This window comes from Micromonospora sp. NPDC049257, from assembly GCF_040678915.1.
GTDB classification, from domain to species: Bacteria; Actinomycetota; Actinomycetes; order Mycobacteriales; family Micromonosporaceae; genus Micromonospora; species Micromonospora antibiotica.
Map to the genome: position 1 here is coordinate 195,894 of NZ_JBFAQU010000010.1, position 24,714 is coordinate 220,607.

Here is a 24,714-nt window from a genome sequence, read left to right on the forward strand (position 1 = left end):
GAACCGCCCCGGCCACCCGTGGTCGGGCGGCCGGGGCGGGTGGGGTGGCTCGGTCAGGCGGAGTAGCCCCGGGTGGCGATCCAGTTCGCCAGGGTGGTCACGCTGACCCAGTAGGCCGGCAGCGACGGGTCGGCCGAGTCGGCGATCCGCACGGTACGACCGTTGTCCCGGTAGCCCACGGCGGCGATGTAGTGGCCGCCGGGGAAGGAGTGCCAGCCGCCGTCGAGGTCGGTGGCGTCCCCGGCCACGTTCGCGACCACGGCCCGCTTGTCGGCGACCGCCGCGACCACGTCGGCCCGCAGCCGGTCGATCTGCGCGTCGCTCGGCGTGCCGGCGAACATCCTGGTCCGGTACGGGTCACCCTTGACCACGGCGTTGAGCACCCGGGTGGTGTCCTCGGCCGAGTTGGTGCCCATCTCGGTGGTGCCCAACAGGGCGGCGAGGTCGTCCTGGCCGCGCTCGATGCCGGCCGCGCTGAGCGCGTTGCGGACCGCCGCCGGGCCGCAGTAGTAGTAGGTGGTCTGGGCCTGGTAGTCGTAGCGCAGGACCTTCGACGACGGCGGCTTCGGGGCCGCCTTGCGGGTCAGGTCCGGGTCGGCGGTGGCCCTGGCCTTCGCCCGGGTGACGCGCGGCGACGGGGCGTCGCTCGCCGACGGGCTGGCCGAGGGGGTGGCCGACGGGCTGGTCGGGGCGGGGACGGCGACCCGGGCCTGGGCGCGGCTGGCGACGTCGTCGAGGCGGGGGGCGGTCTCGGCCACGGCGGTGGCGCGCTGCTGGCCGGTCGGGGCGTCGTCGACCCCGGCGGCCAGGGCGGTGCCACCGGCGGCCAGGACGAGGACCGCCGCCGAGCCGACGACCATCCGGTACGGGCGTCGGGTGCCCAGTAGGCGGAGCTGTCGTTTCATGTGGTGCTTCACAGGGTGTTCCTCCACGGGGCGAGGCGGCGGGCACAACCCATCGGCACGCGGCGGACACGCCACGCGCGGATCGGGTGTTGCGCCGCTCGTTCGGCAGGGACCGCCCGACGGGGGGCCGGGCGGATCGGCGGCTCGCCCGGCAGGGGCCGGGCGGCGGGGCACAGAGCCGGGTCAGCGCGTCGGGCGCGACGGTCCGGCGGTGCCCCGGCACCGAGGTGGAGGAACTACCGAGGGGGTGGGGTCATGCTGCACGAGGAGGGAACTCCTTCCTTTGCCGCCGACCGGGTTAGCTGACGGATTCGGGCGGGAAGATCGCCCTACCCCGGGCCGTGGCCCGGAGATTCACCCCAGGTGGTGCGTGTGGGTCCCCGGTTCGTGACTGGCACGATTGAGCGGGTCGGCACGGCGTCGCCTCTTGCGATCGGAAACCGCACCGGACCGCAGCGACACTACTGGCCGGTTTCCCCCCTCGCCAAGCCCGTTGAGCTGCACAAACATGGGCTGGACGAGTCAGTTTCGGGGCACTCGGGCACTGACCCGCCACGCGTGGGACGGTCGGAGCGCCCGGGCCCGTCCAGGCGAAAACCCGGACGGCGGGGCACCGACCACCGATGATCGTCGCAGTCGATGTGACCGACTGTGACCAGGTGTCCGGTTTCCACCCGCAGTGACGGCACCCACAACCCGCAGATAACAATTCAGTCCCGCCGACCCGCCGACCCGCCGACCGGTCCGGCTTCGCCAACCAGCGGCCGGCCGACCTGACGGCCGGGTCAGCCGACCCGGGCCGGACGCCAGCGGGTGGCGGGGGCCGGGCGGGTGGCGGACGTCGCCGGACGGGGCAGTGGGACCCGGGTCGGCCGCCACCGTTGCGCCGCCGCGTGTGCCTCGGCAGCCAGCGACCGGGCCGCCTCGGCGGCCAGTTCGGCGTTCCGCCACGCCGCCCGTTCCCGCCCGACCGCAGCCCGGTACGCCGTACGCCGGTCCTCGCGGACCGCGCGGGCCAGCATCACCTCGTGCTCGACCGGGTGCCGACGCGGGTCCCAACCGTCGCGGTGCGCGAAGACGTCCCGCAGCCGCTCCACCGACAACTCTCCCCGCCAGTGCGCCGCCACGGCCTCCTGGTGCAGCCACCGCTCCCGACCGGCGTACTCGGCGGGCGTGCGGGGAGTACGCGGGCTGGGCAGCGCCCGGGCACCGGTGAACCGGCGGGCCAGCGTCTCCGCCTCGTCGTACGCCTGCCAGGCCCGTTCCAGGGCGTCGTGGGCCGCCAGCCAGGCCACGCGGTGGTGGCGGGCCCTCCGGGCGGCTCCGGAGGCGGCGACGGCCACCTCCTCCGCGTAGCGACGCAGGTCGGCGACGGGGGGTGGGGCGTCGGATGCCGGCGCGGCGGCAGTGGCTGCGGCGGCCGGTTGGTCCCGCTCGGGCCGGGCCACCAGGATGGTGATCCCGGTCAGCGCCAGGACGAGCAGCGCGGACCAGATCACGGTGGCGGTCGGGACCTCGATCAGGAACTGGGAGAGCACGGTGTTCACGGTCGACACCTCGCAGGCGGGATGCGGAAGAGGAGGCCGTACCGGCGGCGGGAACATCCGGCCGGACGGTGCGGGTGTGGTGCGTGGCGGAGGCGGTCGCGGGTGGGTCGGCCCCCGCGTGGGCGGTCAGCCCGCCGGGGGTGCCCGGGGGGCGGTGGCGACGGGTGTTCGACCGGCCGGCAGCGCCGGGGGCGGGGCGCTCCGTGCGACGCCGGCCGGCACGACGGCGTCGACCCGGTCTGCCGTCGGCACGGCCAGCACCACGGCGGCCCGGTCCGCTGCCGGCACGGCGAGCACCACGGCGACGGCCCGATCTGCGGCGACGCCGGCCGGGTCGGCCTCCTGCCCACCGCTGCGGATGCCGGTCGGGGTGGCCGGGGCTCCGGCCGCGTGCAAGGACAGCGACGCGTCGACCGGCAGGGCGGCTGCCGCCGGCCCCGGGTCGAACGACGCCGGGCCGGGCAGCGACGGGCCGGCGACGGCGAACGCGATCGCGACAGCCAGGCCGGTCAGCAGCCGGGACCACCAGCGGGCGACCCACCACAGCGGACTGGTGAGTGCGGCCGGGAGCATATGTCCACGTTACCGCCGGGGTGACCGACCCGCAGCACCGCCGGGCGTGTCGCCGCGCCCACCACCGTGGACCTGGTCCGGACGGCCGGGCGGGGTGGTCAGTGCGGGTCGCGCGGTCCGACGTACTCGACGGGGAGTCCGGCACGCCGCCCGTCGCCGGCAGCCCGCGGCCCCGGCACGGTGACACCGCCGCTGCCGGCCGCGTCGTCCGGCCGAACCCCACCGGCGGCGGCGACGCCGGCCGGCGCCCCACCGCCGACAACGGCACCGGGGGCAGCGGCGTCGGGGACAGCGGCACCGCGGGCGGCGTCGGGGGCGGCCGGCACGGGTGGGGTACGGCGGCGGGGAGCGAGCCGGCGCATCATCGGCGTCTCCACGAAGCGGTGCAGGGCGGCGGCCAACGCCAGGTTCAGCACCAGGAAACCGAGCACGGCCAGTGGCCCCGACCAGCCGGGCAGCCCCACACCCCAGTGCCCGGTGAGCCGCAGCACCGTCATCATCACCAGCACGTGCACCAGGTAGAAGGCGAACGACACCTCACCGAGCCAGATGAGGGTGCGGTGCCGCCACGGTGACCAGCGGCCCTGCACGTCCGCGCGGGCCGCCGCCGGGATGACCAGGATGTACGCCACCGACAGCAGCGCCGCCCACATCTCGGCCGGAATCCAGTGCGCCGCCACCCAGACGACCACGAACAGCAGGCTGGCCAGCGGCAGGCCGGGCCCCCGCCAGTGGCCCCGGCGCAGCAGCTCGGCGGCGGCGACGCCCAGCCAGAACTCGGTGGAGCGGACCAGCGGGAAGACCTGGGTGAACCACCAGTTGCTGCCCTCGGGGAGCAGTTGCTGACCGGGCCAGAGCGCCAGGATGACCAGCGGCACCGCCACCACCACGGCCCAGAGCACGCCGGAGTGGGCCCGCCGGATCGCCGGCAGCACCAGCGGCAGGCAGAGATAGAAGAACAGCTCGCAGGACAGCGACCAGCTCACGTTGTTGATGCTGTAGAAGTAGCCGGGGGTGGGGTCCCACGCCTGGACGAGGAAGAGATTCTCCAGGGCGGCGCGCGGCACCACCGGGTCGGCGAACCACCACATCACCAGCAGCGCCGCCGCCCAGGTCAGCACGTGGTTGGGATAGATCTTGGCGAGCCGCCGACGCCAGAAGTCCCGCCGCCGATCGCCGTCGCGGGTCGACCAGACCAGCACGAAGCCACTGAGGATGAAGAAGAACTGCACCCCGGACAGGCCCAGGGTGAACAGCCAGTCGACCACCGCCCTGGCGTCGGGCTGGGTGACGATCCGCATGGTGCCGACGTGGTAGCCGAAGACCAGCATGGCGGCGATCCACCGCAGCCCGGTCAGCGACGGCAGCCGGTTCAGCGCCGGGGACGCGGGGGTGGGCACGCTGGTCACCCGGGGCACCCTACCGGCACACCCCACCGCGGGTGACGCGCCGGGGTGGTGCGGATGTGCGGAAGGTGTACGAAATCCCTCCACTGCCCTAACATCGCGGGACCCGTCGGTGTCGGCGCGCGCCCATGGGGCGGACCGGCGCGGCCCGTCGCAGGCACGCCCGGCGAACGAGGAACGGAGCAGAGTGTGCACCAGCGGATCCTGATGCGGGCCAAGAAGGACCCGTTCGACGTACGCGGCCCGGAGGAGGCGTACGAGGGGAACTGGATCGGGGAGAACAACGGCAACCTGGTCTTCAGTCACGCCGCCCACAAGTTGCTGCGCACCTCCACCGCGCGGATCACGTCGACCGAGTTCAAGGTCGACCTGCGCGACGCCGACCGGATCAACGAGCAGTACGACGTGTACGTCATCCCGCTGGCCAACGCGTTCCGGCGCAGCTACGCCCACCGCATCGAGCTGATGACGAAGCTGGTCGAGCGGCTGCGGATCCCGGTGGTGGTGTTCGGGGTCGGCGTGCAGACCGACATCCACGGCGACCGGGAGTACCTGCGTCCGATCGACGACGTGGTCAGCCGGTTCGTCCGGGCGGCGCTGGAGCGGGGGCCGAGCATCGGTGTGCGGGGGGAGATCACCGCGCGGTACCTGAACACGCTGGGCTTCTCCGCCGTCGACGTGATCGGCTGCCCGTCGATGTTCCTGCACGGGGACCGGTTCCGGGTGGAGAAGTCCGCGCCGGCCCTGCCGCCCGACGCCCGGGTGGCGCTGACCGTCTCCCCGTACGTCAAGTCGATGGCGAAGATCATCACCTCGCACCAGGCCCGCTACCCCAACCTGCGCTACCTCCCGCAGGACCTCAAGACGCTGGGCACCCTGCTCTACGGCGACGCCCCCGAGGACCGGGGCAAGACCAGCGCCATCCCGGTGCACACCTCGCACCCGCTGTTCACCGAGGACAAGGTGCGGATGTTCCTCGACCCGTGGACCTGGATGGACTATCTCGCCGGTTTCGACTTCGCGTTCGGCACCCGCATCCACGGCACCATCACCGCGCTGGTCTCCGGCACCCCCGGCTACCTGTTCGCGCACGACTCGCGCACCCTGGAACTGGCCAGGTACTTCGACATCCCGCACCGGCTGATGAAGGACGTGCCGGCCGACGTGGACGCCGCACAGCTCTATGCCGAGGCCGACTACACCGCCCTCAACACCGGGCACCGGGCCCGCTACGAGGTGCTGCGCGCGTTCCTCGCCCGGCACGACCTGGGCAACGCGTTCGACGACGGCGACAGCGCGGCCCGATTCGACGCGCAGGTCCGCGAGACGGTGTTCCCCCCGGCGGTCCGGCCCGCCGGGGCCACCTCGCCCGAGGAACTGCTGGCCCGCATCCAGTGGCTGCGCGACCGTAACGCGGCGCTCGGCGACGACGTGCGGGAGCTGCGGGAACAGCGGCTGCGGGCCCGGGTCAAGCGGGCGGTCGGCGCACCGGTACGGCGGATGCTGAACCGTTAACCTGCCGCTCGGCCGCTGTTCAGCAGCTCCATCTCCGCCGGATACGTCACGTTCCGTGGCCGTCCATACCCGTGCACCAGGGTGGCGGGGTGGTCAACCAGCCCGCGCCCACCCCGCTGCTCAGCGTCGTCGTCCCCGTCCACGGGGTGGAGGCGTACCTGCACCAGTGCCTCGACTCGGTGCGCACGGACGTGCCGGCCGACGCGGCGGGCGCGGTCGAGATCGTCGCGGTCGACGACGCCTCGCCGGACCGGTGCGGTGAGCTGCTGCGCGCGTACGCGGCCGAGCATCCGGGCGTACGCACGATGCACCTGACCCGCAACGTCGGGTTGGGTCCCGCCCGCAACGCCGGCCTGGACGTGGCCACCGGGGAGTACGTCTGGTTCGTCGACAGCGACGACTGGTTGCCGCCGGGCACCATCGCGGCGGTGCTGGGCCAGCTCCGGGCGCACCGCCCCGACGTGCTGATGCTCGACCACCTGCGGGTGAGCGAGGACGGCCGGCGGGAGGTGGACGCGAGCAGTCACCTGCTACGCGGCATCCCCGGGGTGGTCCGGCTGGCCGACCGACCCGGGCTGCTGCGGGTGCAGCACACCGCGTGGAACAAGGTGGTCCGCCGGGAGTTCATGGCCGACCTGGAACTGCGCTTCCACCCCGGCTGGTACGAGGACATCCCGTTCAGCAACCCGCTGCTCATCGGCGCGGAACGGATCTCCGTGCTGGACCGGGTCTGCTACCTCTACCGGCAGGGTCGGCAGGGCGCGATCACCTCCACCCGCAGCGGTCGCCACTTCGACGCCTTCGCCCAGTACGACAGGCTGTTCGACTGGGTCGCCCGCCGGTATCCCGACGAGCGGCTGCGCGGCGAGCTGTTCACTCTGATGATCAACCACATGCTGGTGGTGGTCGGCAACGACGGCCGGCTGCACCCGCACCTGCGCCGCGAGTTCTTCCACCGCATCGCCGCGCACCACCGCCGGCACCTGCCGCCGGGCGGCTACCCCCGGCCGGGCGGCGTGGCGGGGCTCAAGCACCGGCTGGTCGGCCGGGACGCCTACCTCGCGTACGCGGTGCTGCGCCAGGCGCACCGGCTGGCGGGGTGGTTGTGCCGCCCGGCCGCCGTGCCGCAACCGGTGCCGCCGGTCGTCGGGCCGTCCCACGACTCCCCCGCCGACCGGGACGCGCTCGCGGGTCGCGGCAGCCGGTGACCGGCCGGCGTCGGGGTGCCCGCCGGGACACGAGCAACGAGCACAGGAACAGGGGTCTCAGATGACGACGACAGTGAAGATCGGGCCGCACCTGGTGGGGGCCGGCGAGCAGCCGTTCGTGGTGGCGGAGATGTCCGGCAACCACAACGGTGACCTGGGGCGGGCCCTGGCGATCGTGGACGCGGTGGCGGCCAGCGGGGCGCACGCGCTGAAGTTGCAGACGTACCGGCCGGACACCATCACCATCGACGTGGACACCCCGGCGTTCCGCATCTCCGGCGGGCACGAGTTGTGGGGCGGGCAGAACCTCTACCGGCTCTACGAGCGGGCCCACACCCCGTACGAGTGGCACGGGCCGATCTTCGAACGGGCCCGGGAGCGGGGGCTGACCGTGTTCTCGTCCCCGTTCGACCCGTCGGCGGTGGAGCTGCTGGAGGGGCTGGACGTCCCGGCGTACAAGATCGCCTCGTCGGAGCTGGTCGACCTGCCGCTGATCCGGCTGGTCGCGGGCACCGGCAAGCCGCTGGTCATCTCCACCGGGATGGCCACCGTCGCCGAGATCGACGCTGCGGTGGGCACCGCCCGCGACGGCGGGGCCGGTGGCATCGTGCTGTTGGCCTGCACCGCCGCCTACCCGGCCCCACCGGCCGACAGCAACCTGCGCCGGATCCCGGTGCTGGCCGACGCCTTCGGGGTGCCGGTCGGCCTGTCCGACCACACCCCCGGCATCGGGGTGCCGGTGGCCTCGGTGGCGCTGGGCGCGTGCTTCATCGAGAAGCACGTCACCCTCGACCGGGGCGACGGCGGGGTCGACTCCGACTTCTCGCTGCACCCCGACGAGCTGGCCGCCCTGGTGGTCGAGTCGGCGCGGGCACACGCGGCGCTCGGCGGCACCGCCATCGGCCCGACCCCGGCCGAGCGGGAGGGGCTGCGGTTCCGCCGTTCCTTGTTCGTGGTGGCCGACGTCCGGGCCGGCGACGAGGTGACCGCAGCCAACGTCCGCTCGATCCGCCCGGCCGGCGGCCTGCCTCCGGTGGAGATCGCCCGGGTCCTCGGCCGCACCTTCACCACCGACGTCCCCCGCGGTACCCCGCTGAGCTGGGACCTCGTCTGACACCGCCCGCCTCCGCCCCGCGCCACCGCGCGGGGCGGGGGCGCGTTCAGGGGGCGAAGGCCACCGTGACCACCAGGTCGGCCAGGTGCAGGGTGCGCCACACCGCACGCGTGTGCGGGGGTACGGCCAGACCGTGCCGCCGCCACCAGGCGGCCACCGGTATCTCGGCCAGTTTGCACAGGCTCTCCGCCCGGGTCCAGCGGGCCCAGAAGTCGACCGGGCCGAAGCGGGCGGCCAACGCGGGCGGGACCTCGGCGGTGGCCCGTTCGGCGTCGATCGCCACCCGCCAACCTGGGGTGACCGGCCCGTACCAGCCGACGCAGCGCCCGTCGTCGAGATGGCTGCGGGTCACCGCGTACCGCAGCTCGGTGGGGGTGCCGACGCGCAGGTGCCGTTCGGCGGCGCCCAGCAGCGCCGGCACCGGTCGCAGCCCGACGTTTCCCGCCGGCCGGACCGGCGGGCCGACCGCGCGCCCCGCCTGCCCGCCCGGCCGGGTGCCCACCGACCCGACCGCACCCGAACCGGCCGACCCGGACCGGGCCGTCACGACACCGTCGCCCCGACCGCCGCCGGGCCGGTGGTCGGGGCAGGCACGGTCAGATCGAGGCAGCACCGTCGACCACGATGACCTGGCCGTTGATGTTGGTGTGCTCGCGCAGCAGCATCCGCACCACCGGTACCACCTCGGCGGGCTCGGTCAGATGCCCGGTCGGGGTGCGGCGGACGATCTGGTCGAGCTGGGTGCTGCCCAGCACGGCGGACATCTCCGAGGCGAAGAAGCCCGGCGCGACGGCGTTGACCAGCATCCGCCCGCCCAGCTCGCGGGCCAGCGACCGGGTCGCCGCGTCCATGCCGCCCTTGGTGGCCGAGTACGCCACCAGGCCGGGGAAGCCGCGCTGCGCGCAGATCGAGGTGACGTTCACGACCCGGCCGCGCCGGCCCTGCCCGAGCATCCGCCGGATCACCAGGCGGGTGAGCTGCAACGGCGCGGTCAGGTTGGTCTCGACGATCCGGGCGATGTCGGCGGTGGCGGTGTGCGTGTGCATCGAGTCCTGCCCGACGGCGGCGTTGTTGACCAGTCCGTCGATCGGACCGAACCGCGCCTCGACCGCCCGGACGAAGCCCTGCGCCGCCGCGAGGTCGGTGACGTCCACCGCGCCGACGTGCACCCGGTCGGGGTGCGCGTCGGCCAGCTTCTCCAGCTCGGGGGTGACGCTGCGGGCGAACGCGGCAACGGTGAGCCCGGCGTCGAGCAGGTCGGTGACGATGGCCAGGCCCAGCCCCCGGGACCCCCCGGAGACGAGGACCACGGTGCTGGGTGGGACGAGCGCGGAATCAGACATCGCTCTTCAGGGTCTCCTTGACGGGAATCTCGGTCAGTAGGCGGATGCGGCGGGGCACCGCGTACTCCGGGAGCCGCTCGGCGCACCAGCGCACCAGCGCACCCTCGTCGAGCAGGGATGCCCCGTCCGGTTGGCCGGCGTCGCCCGGCGCGGTGGTGGGGACGACCTCGGCGACCACCATCCGGCCGAGCACCGGCGCGCGGCGGCCGGTCACCCGGGCCCAGGCCACCTGAGGGTGGGCGGTGAGCACGTCGCGGACCAGCCCGGCGGAGACCTTGCTGCCGCCGACGTTGATCTCGTCGGAGTCCAACCGACCGGTGATCATGACCCGGCCCTCGACGATCTGCGCCCGGTCGCCGGTGCGGACCGGGCCGTCGTGCCCGACGCCGTGGTGCGGTGAGGCGACCACCAGTTCGCCGTCGCGCAGCGAGAGGGTGGGCCTACCGGGTACGGCCTGGTCGAGCCAGTCGACCGGGAAGCCGGCCCGGCCGTCGTGCACCACGATCGACGCGCCCACCTCGGAGGAGGCGTAGATCCAGGAGATCCGGGCGGCCGGGAAGAGCGCCCGGAGCCGGTCCAGGACGGTCTGGTCGACGGGTTCCCCGCCGAGGGTGAGTTGCCGCAGCGGCACCCGGGCCAGCGCCTCCGGGTCGCGGTGCAGGGTGCGCCGCCAGAAGGTCGGGGTGCCGGAGACGGCGTCCACCCCGTGCGCGGCGGCCAGCGCCGGCCAGTCGTCCAGCTCGTCCGGGTCGACCACCACCAGGTGCTGACCGGGCTGGGTCAGCGACAGGGTGACCACCTGCCACCAGGCATAACTGCCGGGAGCGTACGGGCAGAGCCAGGTCCGCTCCGGCTGGGCCGCCCGCACGGTGGTCAACGAGTCCAGGGTGTGCCCGACCCGCTTGGGCCGCCCGGTCGAGCCGGAGGTGAGCAGCCAGAGCCGGCCCGGCTCCGGCGACCGGGGGGTGGCCGGCGGCGTGGTCTGCGGCACCCCGTCGACGAGCAGGGTGACGGCGAACCCGGCGGCGCGCAGTTCGTCCCGCATCGTCGCGTCGACCCGGGTAGGGCCCGCGAGCAGCAGTTCGGTGCCGTAGCCGGCGTGGTGTCGGGCGACGGCGAGGGCGTCGGCGGCTCCGGCGGTGAGGACCGCACCGGGTGACGGCAGCGCCGGGGCGGGCAGGTCGCGCCAGCTCCGGGGCACCCCGGCGACGACGATGCGGTTGTCCAGCCCGGCCGGCGAGGTCGCGACGGTCACTGCCGTTGGAGTTCGGCGAGGAAGTCGAGGACGTCCCCGACGGTGGCGATCCGACGCAGCCCGGGGGCGTCGAAGTTCAGCTCCTCCCCGGTCTCGTCCTCCACCCGCAGCGCCAGCTCGGAAAAGTCCAGGGACCGGAAGCCGATCTCCCGCAGATCGGCGGAGTCGTCGTCGGGCAACACCCTGCCCTGGTTCCGCACCACCTGCGCCATGAGGTCGCGGATCTGCGCGCGACTCAATTCGTTCATGCGCCGGAGTGTACAGCCCGACAATTACCTCGCCCATTTACCCGGGTAGGGTCGACCCGGGTCCACCAGGTGAATAAAAGGGGTACGAGTGTTGCGCGAGGCCACCACGGAAGACGTTAACCTGATGTTTTCCTGGCGTAATCAGGAAACCAACCGGCAGGTCAGCAAGACCAGTCACGAGATCACCCCCGCCGAGCACGCCGCGTGGTGGTCGCGGGTCCGCACCGACCCGGCCCGCCGCGTGCTGGTCTATCTCCACGACGACCTGCCGGCGGGCGTGGTGACCTTCTTCGACCTGTGCTTGGACGGGCCGACCCGGTCCGGTGCCTGGGGTTTCTATCTGGATGCCGACGGGCTGGCCGAACGGGGGGCCACCCTGCCCGCCTGGCTGGGGGTGATGCGGGCGGCGGTGGACCACGCCTTCGACGTGCTCGCGCTGGACCGGCTCGACGGCGAGGTCTTGGCGCACAACACCGTCGTACGACAGATGAACCGTCGTTTCGGGTTCGTCGAGGGCACCGGGCGGCCCGAGACGGTCGACGGCCGGGAAATCACCGTCGTCCCCATTTCCCTGACCCGGGAAAATCGTCGCCGACGCTGATGTCGACAGGTGTCCGGTGACGATTCATCGACCGGCCATCCCCCGTTAACCGAATGGCGCGCACCGGGCGACGGCGGGAAACGCACACGACCGGGGCGGCACCGGGTGGCGAAAGCGTGCGCCACCGCGACCCGGCACCGGGTGGCGGTGACGTGCGGGGACCACCCGGGTCAGCGGCGACGCCAGGCGGCCCAGTGCTGCGCCGGGTTACCCCCCAACCGGACGAAGCCGTACCGGGTGCCGTCCCAGTCGTCCGGCTCGCCGGGTGCCCACCGGACGAGGACGACGTCCGCGTCGGCTGGCGGGTTGTCCACGAACCACCGCACGTCGGCCCAGGTGACCTGGTGGCTGAGGTTGAACCGGAGCACCCACTGCACGCCGAGCGACGCCCAGACCCGGTCGCCGGGGCGTACCCCCAGGTCGGCCACCCGGGGGGTCGGGGCGGTCGCCGCGACCATCGGCCGGACCAGCCGGTCGGTGATCACCTGCATGGTGCCGATGTTCACCACCACCAGCGCGGCGAGCACCGGCACGCGCAGCCGGGGCGACCGCACGGCGGCGACCAGCAGCAGGCAGCCGGCCAGTCCGACGGCCGCGCCGGTGAACGGCCGGAACTCGCGCCAGCCCCCGGTCAGGGCCATCAGGTCGGGTGCGCCGAAGCCGCCGTAGCGCAGTTCGTGTCCCCGGCCGGCCACCCAGGCGAGCCGGGCGGCGATCAGCGTCGCCCCGGCCAGCAGCACCGCCGCCGCGACCGCCGCCCGCCGCCACCGCACCCGGGGCGTCGCGGTCACCAGCATCACCACCCCGACCAGCAGCCAGAACGGGGCGAGCATCTGCACGTAGCGGCCGTAGATGGCGTCCAGCGGTTTACCGGTGATGCCGGCCAGGATCACCGACGCTCCGGCGGCCACCCCGACGCTGGTCACCACCGCCACCCCGACCGTCCACCGGGTCGCCGCATCGTCCGCCGCCGACCCTGCTGCGACGGAGGTGCCGACCGTGGTCGCGGCCGGCGCGGAGGCCAGGACCGGGGCCGGAGCCGGCGCGGAGACCGGGACCGGGACCGGGACCGGGGCCGGAGCCGGCGCGGAGGACAGTGCCGAGGCCGGGGTGGAGGACAACGCGGCGGGACGGCGGAGCAGGAGGCGGACGGCGCCGGCCCAGGCGACACCGGCCAGGCCGAAGGTGATGACCACCAGGTACCAGAGCTGGGTGGCGACCGCCGCGCCGACCCGCAGCAGCCCCGGCCCGGAGGCGACCGCCCGGACGGTGCCGCCGCCGGGCGGGTCCCCGAGCAGGTAGACCCGGTCGCCGAGCAGCCGGATGACCGCCTCGTTGAGCAGGGCCAACGCCAGTACCGGCAGGACGGCGGCGAGCACCTGCGCCGGGCTGATCCGTCGCCGCAGCAACAGCAGCAGCACCAGACCGGCGTGCACCCCCACGATCACCAGGCCCCGCGAGTGCAGCAGGTGGAACACCCCGACCAGGGCACCGACCCCGGTGGCGGCCAGCGGGCCGGGTCGGCGTACCCAGTGGTGCACGGCGAGCAGCCAGGCCAGCACCAGCGGCGCCAGCACGGCGTCGATCATCGCCACGCCTGCGTAGAAGACGGTCGCCGGGAGGGTGGCCGCGACGGCGGCGGCGGCCAGGGCGACCGCGCGGCTCACCGGCACCAGCCGACGCACCAGCAGGTACGCCAGCGGCAGCACCGTCGCGTTCAGCACCGCGTTGATCAACTGCACCAGCCGGTAGCTGTCGGTGAAGTCCCGCTCCCCGAGGAACGCCGGGGAGATCAACAGCGGGTAGCCGACCCGCCGCAACGGCCCGTTCTCGCTACTGAAGCCGCCCGGCCCGCCGGCCAACGCGCGGGCGGTGTGCAGGTAGCTGTCCTCGTCGGTGTGGGCGATGGGCAGCGGCACGTGCCGGGACGACCACATCCGCCAGGCGACGCCCACCAGCCAGCCGACCACCAGCAGCACCGGCACCAGCCGACGGCCTCGACCGGCCGGCTGCCCGGGCGGGTCGGCGACCCGGGGTCCTACCTCGGTGACGGCCACCATCGTCGTCTCCTGCCTCGTCGGGGCACCCCCGTCGGCCCGCCCGGGACGCGCGACGGTCCCGGCCCGCAGGCCGGGCCGGGCGGGGCGGGTGCCCGACCGTGGGTGTCGGATGCGCCTGCGGCGGGGTGCCCACCGGCCGCGCCGGGCCACTGTAGTCAGCGACGTAGCCGCTGGTCAGCCGGCAGCAGCCGGGTCGGCAAGTGTTCGTCTGCCGGGGGTCCGGCATTCACGGGAGCAGCGCGGTGGGTTCACCCGGGGGCGTCGGGGTGTTAACCCGACCTGGTTAGCGTCCGTCCGGTCGCCTGGCCCGAGCCGGTGGCGCACCAACCACGAGCTGGGGAGCACCAAATTGAGTGAGTTGAATGGGTCCTCCATTCTGGTCACCGGCGGGACGGGGTCCTTCGGGAAGACGTTCCTCCGGCACGTCCTCGACGTGGCCGACCCGGCCCGGGTGGTGGTGTTCTCCCGCGACGAACTCAAGCAGTACGAGCTGCGCCAGCAACTCGGCGACGACCCCCGGCTGCGCTGGTTCATCGGTGACATCCGGGACCGGCACCGGCTCACCCGGGCCATGCACGGGGTGGACCACGTGGTGCACGCCGCCGCCCTCAAGCAGGTGGACACCGCCGAGTACAACCCGTCGGAGTTCATCGCCACCAACATCACCGGTTCGCAGCACGTGGTCGACGCGGCCATCGAGGCCGGCGTCAAGAAGGTCATCGCGCTCTCCACCGACAAGGCGTCCAGCCCGATCAACCTGTACGGCGCGACCAAGCTCGTCGGCGACAAGCTCTTCGTCTCGGCCAACCACTACGCCGCCCAGCACCCCACCCGGTTCGCCGTGGTCCGCTACGGCAACGTGGTGGGCAGCCGGGGTTCGGTGGTGCCGCTGTTCCGCCGGCTCGCCGCCGAAGGCAAGAGCCTGCCGATCACCGACAAGCGGATGACCAGGTTCTGGATCACCCTGGACCAGGCCGTGCAGTTCGTGCTGGACAGCTTCGACCAGATGCAGGGCGGGGAGCTGTTCGTGCCGCGTATCCCCAGCATGCGCATCCTCGACCTGGTCGAGGCGGTCGCCCCGGACGCCACCACCCATGAGATCGGCATCCGGCCCGGCGAGAAGCTGCACGAGGAGATGATCGCCCCGGACGACAGCCGCCGGACGCTGCGCGCGAAGGACCGGTTCATCGTCCAACCGACGATCGCCACCTGGGGTTACCGGCCGCCCGTCGACTGTGAGCCGGTGCCGGACGGGTTCGCCTACCAGTCCGACGGCAACGACGAGTGGTTGAGCGTCCGGCAGCTGCGCGACATGCTGGGCATCACGGCGTGACGGCGATGCTCCCGTACGGCCGGCAGTCGATCACCGACGACGACGTCGCCGCCGTGGTCGCCACCCTGCGCAGCGACTGGCTGACCACCGGCCCGCAGGTCGACGCGTTCGAGGCGGACCTCGCGGGCTGGACCGGCGGGGCCGGCTGCGCGGCGGTCGCCAACGGCACGGCCGCCCTGCACGTCGCCTACGCGGCGGCCGGGGTGGGACCCGGCGACGAGGTGGTGGTGCCGCCGATGACGTTCGTGGCGACGGCCAGCAGCGCGGTCGCCCTCGGCGCGCGGATCGTCTTCGCCGACGTCGAGGAGGAGACGTTCACCCTGGACCCGGCGGCGGCAGCCGCGGCGACCACCGCCCGGACGAAGGTCGTCGCCGCCGTCGACTACGCCGGCCACCCGGCCGACTACGACGCCCTGCGCACCGCCCTGACCGGCTCCGACGCGCTGCTGCTGGCCGATGCGGCGCACTCCATCGGGGCCACCTACCGGGGCCGGCCGGTCGGTTCACTGGCCGACCTGACCACCTTCTCGTTCTTCCCCACCAAGAACCTCACCACCGCCGAGGGCGGCGCGGTCGCCAGCCTCGACGCTGAGCTGCTGAAGCGGGCCCGCCGGTTCCGCAACATCGGGCTGGTCCGGGAACGCGCCGAGCTGCGCGCGCCGGACGAGGGCGGCTGGCACCAGGAGGTGCACTCCTTCGGGTTGAACTACCGGCTGCCGGACGTGCTCTGCGCGCTGGGCCGCAGCCAACTGCGCCGGCTCGGCGACTTCCTCGCCGCCCGCGCCCGGCTGGTGGCCCGCTACGACGAGGCGCTGGCCGACCTGGACGGGGTGCTCACCCCGACCCGCCGGCCGTGGGCCGCCCCCGCCTGGCACCTCTACCCGGTCCGGGTCCTCGACGGCCGCCGCCGCGAGGTTTACGACCGGATGCGCGCCGCCGGCATCGGCGTCCAGGTCAACTACCTGCCGGTGCACTGGCACCCGGCCTTCGCCGACCTCGGCTACCGGCGCGGGTCCTGCCCGGTGGCCGAGTCGTTCTACGCACAGCAGCTCTCGCTGCCGTTGTACCCGGGTCTCACCGACACCGACCAGGACCGGGTGATCGACGCGCTCGGCGCGGCGCTGCGCGGCGTCACCGCGCCCACCGCTGCCTGACCGGGGGAACCGATGCACCACGCGAACCACTTCTACGGGCACGCCCACGTGCTGGCCCGCTACTGCGGGCTGGGCGACGGCCACCCGCCCCGGATCAACGGGTACGTCCAGCACGGCTGGAACATCGGCGACGGCCTCGCTCCCGGCCACCCGTACGCCGAGCGCACCCCGAGCCTGCTCTGGTCGGAGCAGACCCGGCGGCGGGCCTGGTCGGTCGGGCGACGCAACGTGGTGGTCACCGGTGCGCCCTTCGCGTACCTGCTCGACCTGCGCCGCGACGACCCGCCGCCGGCCGCCCGGGAGGGCACCATCTGGTACCCGTTCCACGGTTGGGAGGGCCAGCACGTCAAGGGCGACCACAAGGAGCTGATCGCCCGGATCAGGGACACCGAACCCGGCCCGGTCACCGTCTGCCTCTACTGGCACGAGTACGGCATGCGCCGGGTCCGCCGGCTCTACGAGAACGCCGGCTTCCGGGTGATCTGCCACGGCTACCGGGGCCACTGGTGGCGCGACACCGACCCGCTCTTCCTCGACAAGCAGCTCACCGAGCTGCGCCGGCACGCCCGGGTGGCATCCAACCGGCTGACCAGCGCCATCTTCTACGGCATCGCCGCCGGTTGTGAACCGGCCGTCTACGGCGACCCGATGATCCTGGCCAAGGAGGACCCCACCTTCGGCGGCACCGCCCGCATCCGCCGGCAGTGGCCGCAGCTGCACGGCGAGACGGTGGACCTGCCGACCGCCGTCGACATCGCCCGCGCCGAGCTGGGCACCGACCACCGCTGCACCCCCGCCGAGCTGCGTGAGCTGCTCGGCTGGGCGCATCCCGCAGGAGGCACGAGTTGACCACTGGAACCACCGCCCCCGTCGTCCTGCCCGGTGGGGAGATGCTGGCCTGGTCCGACCTGCCGGAGCAGCGGCTGGCCGACGGCGGTCCGCTGGGCGCGTTGGCCGCGCGGGTCGTACCGGCCGGGGCCCGGGTCCTGGTGGCCGGGCCGCACGATCCGGCGTTGCTGGACCGGCTCGCCCACGCGGAGGTCACCTGCCTGCTGCGCAGCCACCCCGACGCGGTGGTGTTGACCGACCGGGCGGCCCGGGTGATCGTCGGCGGGCCGGCCGGACTCGACCCGGCCGACACGTTCGACGTGGTGCTGGCCGGGGCCGGCCTGGACGCCGTCGAGTCGGTGGAGGGCGTCCGGCTGGGCTGGGCGGGGGTGCTGGCCCGGTTGGCCGCCGCACTGCGGCCCGGCGGCACGCTGCTGCTGCGCCTGGACAACCCGCTGGGGGTGTCCCGGCTGGTCGCCACCTCCCCCTGGTACGCCGACCGGGCCGACGCGGCGTGGAGCATCGGCGGGGTGCTGGACGCCGGCCGCCCGGCCAACCGGGAGCAGCTGCGGGACCGGCTCGCCGAGGTGGGCCTGACCGCCGACGCGAGCTACGCCGCGTACCCCGATCCGGGTGCCGCGACGGCGCTGGTCGGCACCGACGCGCTGGACCGGTCACCCACCTCGGGGTTGCTCGACGCGGTGCTGCATGGTGCCTGCGCCGGTGGGTTCGCCGGCGGCGCGGTGCTCCAGGACCCAGCCCGGCTGGCGGTCGACGCGCTGCACGCCGGGCTCGGCGCGACACTGGCCCCAGGCTGGCTGGTCGTGGCCCACCGGCCCGCCGACGACGACCGGTCCGCCCACGCGGCGCTGCCGGTGGTGCTGGTGCAGACCGGCCCGCCGGGGATCGGGGTGGTCGAGGTGCACGACGGAGTCGCCGGCTGGCGCTGGGCCGTCACCGGCGGCGGGGCCGGCCGGACCCGGCCGGCGCCCTTCGCCAGCCGGGAGGCCGCCCACCGGGACCCGGCCGCGCTCACCGGGCCGGTGCCGCCGGGACGGCTGCTGCGGACCCTGCTGCTCGACGGCTGCCTGCGGCGCGACCTGGACGCCCTACGCCGGTTGCTGCGCGGCTACGCCGGGTGGCTCGCCGGGCAGGCCGACCCGGACGGACGGCTGACCGGCGCGGCGGCGCTGGCCGACCCCGACACCGTGGTCGTCGACGGGGACACCTTCGCGGTGCTCGACCCGAGCTGGCAGGCCAGCGAGCCGCTGCCCCTCGAGGTGGTGCTGGCCCGGGGGCTGTGGCGGTTCGCGGTCGCCCTGCTCACCGGCGGCTACGCCCACCCGTGGCCGTCCACCGTGGACGTCGCCGGGCTGACCGTGGTGCTCGGTGGAGTCGCCGGGCACGACCTGGACCGGGCCACCGTGGACGCGGCCGTGCAGACCGAGGCGGCGGTCACCGCCGCCCTGCGCGGCCTGGACACCGACGGGCGCGGGGCGCTCGCCACCGAACTGCGGGCGGTCACCCCCACCGACCCGCCCGCCGGGCCGCGCAGCTACCAGCAGATGCGGGAAGCCTGGGTACGCCAGCGGGAGGAGCTGACCCGGCTGGCGGCCCTGCTGAAGTGGACCGAGGAGCTGCTCACCTCGCGGGAACGGGCGCTACGTCGCGCCGACGCCACGATCAACCTGCTCAGTGGCTCGCTCAGCTACCGGGTGGGCCGGCTGGCCATCACCCCCGCCCGGCTGGCCAAGCGGGGTGCCCGGGCGGCGAAACGGCGGGCCCGTGAGGCGCTCGGCCCCAAGCCGCCGGAGGAGCAGCAGTGACCGCCCCGCACACCCCACCGGGATGCCGGCCCGGCGGCGCCGGCGTCCCGACGACGGGCCGGCCCGGCCACGCCGACCTCGTCGGACCCGACGCGGTCGCACCGGTCGGCTCCGACCTGCGGATCGTCGGGATCGTGCAGGCCCGGATGGGTTCGTCGCGGCTGCCCGGCAAGGTGCTGCGTCCGCTGGCCGGGCGCAGCGTCCTCGGCCGGGTGGTCCGGGCCGCCCGGGACAGCGGGGTCCTCGCCGACCTGGTGGTCGCCACCAGTGTCGACCCGGTCGACGACGCGGTGGTCGCCGAGTGCGCGCGGCTCGACGTGCCGGTGCACCGGGGACCGGTGGACGACGTGCTGAGCCGGTTCGTCGGCGCGCTCGACGCCCACCCCGGCGACGCCGTCATGCGGTTCACCGCGGACTGCCCGCTGCTCGACCCGGAGATCGTCTCCCTGGTGGCGGCGGTCTACCGGGCCGTCCCCGGGCTCGACTACGCCAGCACCTCGATCGCCCGTACCCTGCCCCGGGGGTTGGACGTGGAGATCATCCGGGCGGACGCGCTGCGTACCCTGGACCGGCTCGCCGTCGAGCACCACCGGGTGCACGTCACCTCCTGGGCGTACGCCCATCCGGAGCTGTTCCGGGTGCTCGGGGTGACCCTCACCCCGGACCGGTCGACGCTGCGGCTCACCCTCGACACCGACCAGGACTGGGCGCTGGTCAGCGCGGTCGTCGACCACTTCGGCGACGTCAGCGTGCCGCTGGCGAAACTCGCCGACTGGTTGGACGGGCGGCCCGACCTGCGTACCCTCAACTCCTCGGTACGCCAGAAGCGGCTGGAGGAGTCCTGAAGCCACCACGGATCGGGTTGCGCTGCGACGCCGGCCCGCGTACCGGCGTCGGGCACCTGGTGCGCTGCCTGGCCCTCGGCGAGGAGTTCCTGGCCCGGGGTGCCCGGGTCGAGCTGTTCGGGACCGTCGAGCGGGTCGGTTGGGCCGCCGACCGACTGACCGCGCGCGGCATCCCGGTCCACCCCGGTCCGGGCACCCCCGCCGGGCTGGTCGAGGCGGCCCGCGCGCACGCCCTGGACGCGCTGGTGCTCGACTCGTACGAGCTGGACCCGGCGGGGGCCGGGGCGCTGCGGGCGGCCGGCGTGGTCACCCTGGCCATCGTCGACGGCGACACCCGGGGCCAGGACGCCGACCTCTACCTGGACCAGAACTTCGGCGCGGACACCGCCGGCACGCACGGCACCGGCGGCACGGGCACCGGCGGCGGCCGGTTGCTGGCCGGGGTGCGGTACGCGCTGCTGCGCGACGCGGTGACCGCCGTCCGGCCGCCGGCCCCACCGCCGGCCACCCCGACGGACCGACCCCGGGTGCTGGCCTTCTTCGGCGGCACCGACGCCGTCGGGGCGGCCCCGGTGCTGGCCCGGGTGCTGCTCGGCACCGGCCACCCGATGGAGCTGACCGTGGTGGTCGGGCGGCCGGAGATCGAGGCCGAGCTGACGCGGGTCGCCACCGGGCGGGGGCAGTCGCTGCACCTCCTCGCGCCCACCGACACGTTGCCCGCGCTGATCGGCGCGGCCGACCTGGTGGTCAGCGCCGCCGGCACCTCCACCTGGGAACTCTGCTGTCTGGGTGCGCCCGCCGCGCTGGTCTGCGTGGTGGACAACCAGCGTGACGCGTACCGCCGGGTGGTGGCGCACCGGCTCGCCGCCGGCCTCGGTGAACTGCCGGACCTGGTCGCGCCGGGGCTGGCCGGTCGGGCCGCACGGGCCGACGCGGGCCGCACGCTGCGCGCCCTGCTGGCGTCCCCGCAGCGTCGGGCGGCGCTCGCGGCCCGCGCCTGGGCCACCGTCGACGGGCGCGGCCGGGCCCGGGTGGCCGACGCCGTCCTCACCCGGATCGCCGATCGTACGGGTGTACTAAACCCCTGATAGGGTGCCGGGTATGTCGCAGGCCGCCTACCAACCGTCGATGCTCGACCTCACCGACGCCGGCCCGACACTGACCCCGCTGGCCGGGCTGCGCCGCCGGGTGCTCACCCGGGGCGCCTGGGTCGACCACCTGCCGGGCTGGGTGCACGGCTCCGACACGGTCCTCGACGCCCTGCGCACCGGGGTCCCCTGGCGGGCCGAACGCCGCACCATGTACGACACCGAGGTCGACGTCCCCCGCCTGCTCTGCTGGTACGGCCCCGACCGCCCGCTGCCGCACCCGCTGCTCACCGCGGCCCGCACGGCGCTGAGCCGGCACTACGCCGCCGAGCTGGGCGAGCCGTTCGTCACCGCCGGCATGTGCCTCTACCGCGACGGGCGGGACAGCGTCGCCTGGCACGGCGACACCATCGGCCGCTCCGCGCACACCGACACGATGGTGGCGATCGTGTCCTTCGGCTCGCCCCGCCCGCTGCTGCTGCGCCCCCGGGGCGGCGGCGACACGCTACGTTTCCCGCTCGGCCACGGCGACCTGGTGGTGATGGGCGGTTCCTGCCAGCGCACCTGGGAGCACGCCGTGCCCAAGACCACCCGCCCGGTCGGCCCCCGGGTCAGCGTCCAGTTCCGCCCGGTCGACGTCGCCTGACGCCGACCGGGCGACCGGCCGTCAGCCCTCACGACGGCCGGGCCGGACTCAGTCGCGTTCGATGAGGTGCCCGACGACGGTCGGGCCGAGCATGACGGCGAAGCCGGACCCGTCGCGGCGCGGATCGGCCGGCGGCAGCTCCACCGGGTCACCGGTCGCCGTCGCGCCCACCGGCCGCGCCCCGATCCAGGCCACCACCAGGTCCGTCTCCCCCTTGAGGAAGCGCTGCGCCCGCACCCCGGCGGTCGCCCTGCCCTTCGCCGGGTACGACGCGAACGGCGTCACCTTGACCGTGGCCCCGGTGGAGGTGACCACCATCGGCTCCCCGTGCGCGGCGTCGTCGGTGCGGATCGCGCCGAAGAACACCACCCGGGCACCCGCCGGCAGGTTGATCCCGGCCATCCCGCCACCCTTGGGCCCCTGCGGGCGGATCAGCGTGGCGGCGAACCGCAGCAGGGCCGCCTCGCTGGTGACGAAGGCCAGGGTCTCGGTGTCGTCGGCCAGCCAGGTCGCCCCCACCACCTCGTCGCCCGTGCGCAACGAGATCACCTCGAACTCGTCCGAGCGGACCGGCCACTCCGGGGCGCAGACCTTGACCACGCCCTGCCGGGTGCCCAGCGCCAGCCCCGGGGAGCCCTGCGCGGTGGGGCCGAGCGGGGCCAGACCGATCACCGTCTCCCCTGCCGCCAGCGGAACGATCTCGGCGGCGGCCATGCCACCGCGCAGCGACACCGTGCCGGCCTGCTCGGGCAGCACCGGCAGCGGCAACACGTCGACCTTGAAGGCCCGGCCGGCGCTGGTGACCAGGAGCACCCGCCCCCGGGCCGTGGTGTGCACGACGGCGCGTACGGTGTCGTGTTTGACCCGGCCGTTGCGGCGACGCCCCTCGGACGCCTCCTCCGACTCGGCGGCCGTGCGGGCGACCAGCCCGGTCGCCGAGAGGATCACCTGACACGGGTCGTCGGCCACCTCCAGCGGCCCGGCAGGCACCGACGCGGCGAGCACCTCCTTGAGGTCCCCGTCGACCAGGGTGGTCCGCCGCGACCCGGAGAACTGCTTCACCACGGCGGCCAACTCGTCGGAGACGACCTTGCGCAGCACCTTCGGGTCGTCGAGGATCTTGGACAGCTCGGCGATCTCCCCGCGCAGCTTGTCCTGTTCGGCCTCCAGCTCGATCCGGTCGTACTTGGTCAACCGGCGCAGCGGGGTGTCGAGGATGTAGGTCGCCTGGATCTCGGAGAGCTTGAACTTCTGCATCAGGCCGTCCTTGGCGGCCTGGGCGTCCTCGCTGGCCCGGATCAGCTTGACCACCCGGTCGATGTCGAGCAGTGCGACCAGCAGTCCGTCGACCAGGTGCAGCCGCTCCTGGCGCTTACGCCGCCGGTACGCGCTGCGCCGGGTCACCACCTCGTAGCGGTGGGCCAGGAACACCTCCAGCAGCGCCTTCAACCCCAGGGTGCGCGGCTGGCCGTCGACCAGCACCAGGTTGTTGATGCCGAAGGACTGCTCCAGCGGGGTGAGCCGGTAGAGGTCGGCCAGCAACGCCTGCGGGTTGACCCCGACCTTGCACTCGACGACCAGCCGGGTGCCGCTCTCCCGGTCGGTGAGGTCCTTGACGTCGGCGATGCCGGTGAGCCGCTTGGTCTTGTTCACCTCGTTGGTGATCGCCGCGATGACCTTCTCCGCGCCGACGCCGTAGGGCAACTCGACCACGGTGATCGCCTGCCGCCCCCGGCTGCCCTCCAGCGGGCCGATCTCGACCCGGCCGCGCATCCGCACCACGCCGCGCCCGGTCTCGTACGCCCGGCGCACCTCGTCCAGGCCGAGCAGCAGACCGCCGGTGGGCAGGTCGGGGCCGGGGACGAACTCCATCAACCGGTCGAGGTCGGCGTCCGGGTGGTTGATCAGCCAGCGGGCGGCGGAGACCACCTCGCCGAGGTGGTGCGGGATCATGTTGGTCGCCATCCCGACCGCGATCCCGGACGCGCCGTTGACCAGCAGGTTGGGGAAGGCGGCGGGCAGCACGGTCGGCTGGGTCAGCGAGCCGTCGTAGTTGGGTTCGACGTCGACGGTGTCCTCGCCCAGCTCACCGACGAGCAGCATCGCCTCCCGGGAGAGGCGGGCCTCGGTGTAGCGCGCGGCGGCCGGACCGTCGTCCGGGGAACCGAAGTTGCCGTGCCCGTCGATCAGCGGGGTGTTCAGGGAGAAGTCCTGGGCGAGCCGGACCATGGCATCGTAGATCGCCGTGTCGCCGTGCGGATGGTACTTGCCCATCACATCCCCGACGATCCGGGCGGACTTCACGTGCCCCCGGTCGGGGCGGTGGCCCTGCTCGTGCATCGACCACAGGATGCGGCGGTGCACCGGCTTGAGGCCGTCGCGGGCGTCGGGCAGGGCGCGGGAGTGGATGACCGAGAAGGCGTACTCCAGGTAGGAGTCGGAGACCTCGGTGACCAGCGGGTTGTCGAAGACCCGCGCGCCGGCCTGGTCGAAGGCGGACAGGTCCACCTTGGCGCGGTCGTCCTTACGGCGTGCCATCGTTCAGCTCTCTTCCGGGGGTACGGCGGCCACGGTGCTGGTCATGCGTCGATCGCGTCCCGGTCGACCCGGTCGGAGGAGTCGATGAGCCAGTTGCGGCGCGGCTCGACCTTCTCGCCCATCAGCAGTTCGAGGATGCGCTCGGCGGCGTCGACGTCGTCGAGGGTGATCCGGCGGACCGCCCGGGTGGCGGGATTCATCGTGGTGTCCCACAACTCGTCGGCGTCCATCTCACCGAGGCCCTTGAAGCGCGGGATCGGGGTGACGATCTGCTTGCCGGCCTTCTCCAGCTTGCGGACCGTCGCCTCCATCTCGGCCTGGGTGTAGGTGTAGGTGGTCTGCGGGGTGCGCCCCTTGGTGGTGATCTTGTGTAGCGGTGGCATCGCGGCGTAGAGCCGGCCGGCCTCGATCAGCGGTCGCATGTAGCGGGCGAAGAGGGTGATCAGCAGGGTCCGGATGTGCGCGCCGTCCACGTCGGCGTCCGCCATGATCAGCACTCGGCCGTAGCGCAACGAGGACAGGTCGAAGGTACGCCCCGAGCCGGCCCCGAGCACCTGCACGATCGCCGCGCACTCGGCGTTGTCGAGCACCTGCTGGAGGTTGGCCTTCTGCACGTTGAGGATCTTGCCGCGAATCGGCAGCAGCGCCTGGTATTCCGAGGTACGAGCGACCCGTGCGCTG

Annotated in this window: 21 protein-coding genes, 1 pseudogene and 1 riboswitch; of the genes and pseudogenes, 11 read left to right on the forward strand and 11 right to left on the reverse strand. The window is 74.0% G+C overall.

Annotated elements, in window-relative coordinates:
* Positions 1–53 precede the first annotated feature (53 nt).
* The 4 genes from AB0K25_RS17520 to AB0K25_RS17535 all read right to left on the reverse strand — a co-directional run bounded on the left by AB0K25_RS17520 (position 54) and on the right by AB0K25_RS17535 (position 4,434).
* Positions 54–905, reverse strand: coding sequence for a C39 family peptidase (locus AB0K25_RS17520; protein ID WP_363821142.1), 852 nt, complete (start codon positions 903–905; stop codon positions 54–56).
* A 272-nt stretch (positions 906–1,177) separates the two neighbouring features.
* Positions 1,178–1,322, reverse strand: a riboswitch (cyclic di-AMP (ydaO/yuaA leader).
* Positions 1,323–1,690: 368 nt separating this feature from the next.
* The gene (locus AB0K25_RS17525) at positions 1,691–2,452 is read right to left on the reverse strand and encodes a hypothetical protein (protein WP_307799557.1); all 762 of its coding nucleotides are present in this window, start codon (positions 2,450–2,452) and stop codon (positions 1,691–1,693) included.
* A 126-nt stretch (positions 2,453–2,578) separates the two neighbouring features.
* On the reverse strand, positions 2,579–3,025 hold the full coding sequence (locus AB0K25_RS17530) for a hypothetical protein (protein ID WP_219469237.1): 447 nt from the start codon (positions 3,023–3,025) through the stop codon (positions 2,579–2,581).
* Between the two features lie 98 nt (positions 3,026–3,123).
* Positions 3,124–4,434 (reverse strand): acyltransferase, encoded by a 1,311-nt coding sequence (locus tag AB0K25_RS17535; protein ID WP_363821145.1) that lies wholly within the window; start codon positions 4,432–4,434, stop codon positions 3,124–3,126.
* A 186-nt stretch (positions 4,435–4,620) separates the two neighbouring features.
* Here AB0K25_RS17535 and AB0K25_RS17540 point away from each other — a divergent pair, with 186 nt between their 5' ends.
* The 3 genes from AB0K25_RS17540 (at position 4,621) to pseI (ending at position 8,268) form a co-directional block, all read left to right on the forward strand.
* On the forward strand, positions 4,621–5,946 hold the full coding sequence (locus tag AB0K25_RS17540; protein ID WP_363821148.1) for a polysaccharide pyruvyl transferase family protein: 1,326 nt from the start codon (positions 4,621–4,623) through the stop codon (positions 5,944–5,946).
* A gap of 89 nt (positions 5,947–6,035) precedes the next feature.
* Positions 6,036–7,154 (forward strand): glycosyltransferase, encoded by a 1,119-nt coding sequence (locus tag AB0K25_RS17545; RefSeq protein ID WP_363821151.1) that lies wholly within the window; start codon positions 6,036–6,038, stop codon positions 7,152–7,154.
* A 61-nt stretch (positions 7,155–7,215) separates the two neighbouring features.
* Complete coding sequence (gene pseI / locus AB0K25_RS17550) at positions 7,216–8,268, forward strand: pseudaminic acid synthase (protein ID WP_219469228.1); 1,053 nt, start codon at positions 7,216–7,218, stop codon at positions 8,266–8,268.
* Between the two features lie 46 nt (positions 8,269–8,314).
* On the opposite strand, the gene AB0K25_RS17555 is transcribed toward pseI, so the two are convergent.
* From AB0K25_RS17555 to AB0K25_RS17570, 4 genes are all read right to left on the reverse strand, one after another.
* Positions 8,315–8,770: a hypothetical protein gene (locus AB0K25_RS17555; protein ID WP_357536076.1), complete on the reverse strand. Its 456-nt coding sequence runs from the start codon at positions 8,768–8,770 to the stop codon at positions 8,315–8,317.
* A 94-nt stretch (positions 8,771–8,864) separates the two neighbouring features.
* Positions 8,865–9,611: an SDR family NAD(P)-dependent oxidoreductase gene (locus AB0K25_RS17560; protein WP_208569046.1), complete on the reverse strand. Its 747-nt coding sequence runs from the start codon at positions 9,609–9,611 to the stop codon at positions 8,865–8,867.
* Positions 9,604–10,866 carry an AMP-binding protein gene (locus AB0K25_RS17565; RefSeq protein WP_357536079.1) on the reverse strand — a complete coding sequence of 421 codons (1,263 nt, stop codon included), beginning with the start codon at positions 10,864–10,866 and terminating at the stop codon, positions 9,604–9,606. Before AB0K25_RS17565 ends, AB0K25_RS17560 begins: the two co-directional genes overlap by 8 nt.
* Positions 10,863–11,114: an acyl carrier protein gene (locus AB0K25_RS17570; RefSeq protein WP_244252945.1), complete on the reverse strand. Its 252-nt coding sequence runs from the start codon at positions 11,112–11,114 to the stop codon at positions 10,863–10,865. Before AB0K25_RS17570 ends, AB0K25_RS17565 begins: the two co-directional genes overlap by 4 nt.
* An 88-nt stretch (positions 11,115–11,202) precedes the next feature.
* Here AB0K25_RS17570 and AB0K25_RS17575 point away from each other — a divergent pair, with 88 nt between their 5' ends.
* The gene (locus AB0K25_RS17575; protein WP_357536081.1) at positions 11,203–11,715 is read left to right on the forward strand and encodes a GNAT family N-acetyltransferase; all 513 of its coding nucleotides are present in this window, start codon (positions 11,203–11,205) and stop codon (positions 11,713–11,715) included.
* Between the two features lie 170 nt (positions 11,716–11,885).
* Here AB0K25_RS17575 and AB0K25_RS17580 read toward each other — a convergent pair whose 3' ends face one another.
* Complete coding sequence (locus AB0K25_RS17580) at positions 11,886–13,775, reverse strand: hypothetical protein (RefSeq protein ID WP_363821157.1); 1,890 nt, start codon at positions 13,773–13,775, stop codon at positions 11,886–11,888.
* A 349-nt stretch (positions 13,776–14,124) separates the two neighbouring features.
* Between AB0K25_RS17580 and pseB the strand changes: the two genes are divergently transcribed.
* The 7 genes from pseB to AB0K25_RS17615 all read left to right on the forward strand — a co-directional run bounded on the left by pseB (position 14,125) and on the right by AB0K25_RS17615 (position 21,495).
* The gene (gene pseB, locus AB0K25_RS17585; RefSeq protein ID WP_219469218.1) at positions 14,125–15,108 is read left to right on the forward strand and encodes a UDP-N-acetylglucosamine 4,6-dehydratase (inverting); all 984 of its coding nucleotides are present in this window, start codon (positions 14,125–14,127) and stop codon (positions 15,106–15,108) included.
* Positions 15,105–16,262 carry an aminotransferase class I/II-fold pyridoxal phosphate-dependent enzyme gene (locus tag AB0K25_RS17590; protein WP_219469216.1) on the forward strand — a complete coding sequence of 386 codons (1,158 nt, stop codon included), beginning with the start codon at positions 15,105–15,107 and terminating at the stop codon, positions 16,260–16,262. Before pseB ends, AB0K25_RS17590 begins: the two co-directional genes overlap by 4 nt.
* A gap of 12 nt (positions 16,263–16,274) precedes the next feature.
* Positions 16,275–17,111, forward strand: a complete 837-nt coding sequence (locus AB0K25_RS17595; RefSeq protein WP_219469212.1) for a hypothetical protein — start codon at positions 16,275–16,277, stop codon at positions 17,109–17,111.
* Positions 17,112–17,152: 41 nt separating this feature from the next.
* Entirely contained in the window at positions 17,153–18,916 is a 1,764-nt protein-coding gene (locus AB0K25_RS17600) for a class I SAM-dependent methyltransferase (protein ID WP_363821185.1), read from the forward strand.
* Positions 18,917–19,032: 116 nt separating this feature from the next.
* Positions 19,033–19,761, forward strand: coding sequence for a glycosyltransferase family protein (locus AB0K25_RS17605; protein ID WP_219470838.1), 729 nt, complete (start codon positions 19,033–19,035; stop codon positions 19,759–19,761).
* The gene (locus AB0K25_RS17610) at positions 19,758–20,849 is read left to right on the forward strand and encodes a spore coat protein (RefSeq protein WP_357536120.1); all 1,092 of its coding nucleotides are present in this window, start codon (positions 19,758–19,760) and stop codon (positions 20,847–20,849) included. The genes AB0K25_RS17605 and AB0K25_RS17610 overlap by 4 nt, the downstream gene beginning before the upstream one ends.
* Positions 20,850–20,862: 13 nt before the next feature.
* Complete coding sequence (locus AB0K25_RS17615; RefSeq protein WP_219469209.1) at positions 20,863–21,495, forward strand: alpha-ketoglutarate-dependent dioxygenase AlkB; 633 nt, start codon at positions 20,863–20,865, stop codon at positions 21,493–21,495.
* 48 nt (positions 21,496–21,543) lie between these two features.
* Here AB0K25_RS17615 and AB0K25_RS17620 read toward each other — a convergent pair whose 3' ends face one another.
* Both AB0K25_RS17620 and AB0K25_RS17625 read right to left on the reverse strand, forming a co-directional pair.
* Positions 21,544–24,033, reverse strand: coding sequence for a DNA topoisomerase IV subunit A (locus AB0K25_RS17620; protein ID WP_219469206.1), 2,490 nt, complete (start codon positions 24,031–24,033; stop codon positions 21,544–21,546).
* A 41-nt stretch (positions 24,034–24,074) separates the two neighbouring features.
* Positions 24,075–24,713 (reverse strand): annotated as a pseudogene (locus AB0K25_RS17625) (toprim domain-containing protein); the annotation flags it as partial.
* Position 24,714 lies beyond the last annotated feature (1 nt).